Genomic DNA, 1,024 nt, shown 5'->3' with positions numbered 1-1,024 from the left:
GGTCAAGTCCTCGGCCTATTAGTACCGGTCAGCTCCACACGTTACCGTGCTTCCACCTCCGGCCTATCAACCCGGTCGTCTACCGGGAGCCTTACCCACTCTCGTGGTGGGAGACCTCATCTCAAGGCGAGCTTCCCGCTTAGATGCTTTCAGCGGTTATCCCTTCCGAACGTAGCCAACCAGCCGTGCACCTGGCGGTACAACTGGCACACCAGAGGTTCGTCCGTCCCGGTCCTCTCGTACTAGGGACAGCCCCTTTCAAGTCTCCTGCGCGCGCAGCGGATAGGGACCGAACTGTCTCGCGACGTTCTAAACCCAGCTCGCGTACCGCTTTAATGGGCGAACAGCCCAACCCTTGGGACCTACTCCAGCCCCAGGATGCGACGAGCCGACATCGAGGTGCCAAACCATCCCGTCGATATGGACTCTTGGGGAAGATCAGCCTGTTATCCCCGGGGTACCTTTTAGCCGTTGAGCGACACCGCTTCCACACGCCGATGCCGGATCACTAGTCCCAGCTTTCGCTCCTGCTCGACCCGTCAGTCTCACAGTCAAGCTCCCTTGTGCACTTACACTCAACACCTGATTGCCAACCAGGCTGAGGGAACCTTTGGGCGCCTCCGTTACTCTTTAGGAGGCAACCGCCCCAGTTAAACTACCCACCAGACACTGTCCCCGATCCGGATCACGGACCAGAGTTAGACGTTCAAAACGACCAGAGTGGTATTTCACCAATGACTCCACCCGAACTAGCGTCCGAGCTTCCCAGTCTCCCACCTATCCTACACAAGACGTTCCAAACGCCAATGTCAAGCTGTAGTGAAGGTCCCGGGGTCTTTCCGTCCTGCTGCGCGTAACGAGCATCTTTACTCGTAGTGCAATTTCGCCGGGTCTGCGGTTGAGACAGCGGGGAAGTCGTTACGCCATTCGTGCAGGTCGGAACTTACCCGACAAGGAATTTCGCTACCTTAGGATGGTTATAGTTACCACCGCCGTTTACCGGCGCTTAAGTTCTCACCTTCGC

General features: G+C 57.3%; 1 rRNA gene. It reads right to left on the bottom strand.

Going from position 1 to position 1,024, the window contains the following annotated elements:
* Window positions 1-1,024 (bottom strand): 23S ribosomal RNA (locus tag ACIBK9_RS51820); the annotation flags it as partial.

The organism is Nonomuraea sp. NPDC050227 (assembly GCF_044459705.1).
Lineage (GTDB): Bacteria > Actinomycetota > Actinomycetes > Streptosporangiales > Streptosporangiaceae > Nonomuraea.
The sequence above is the reverse complement of the archived record's forward strand: the minus strand, read 5'-3'. Positions and strand labels throughout refer to the sequence as shown.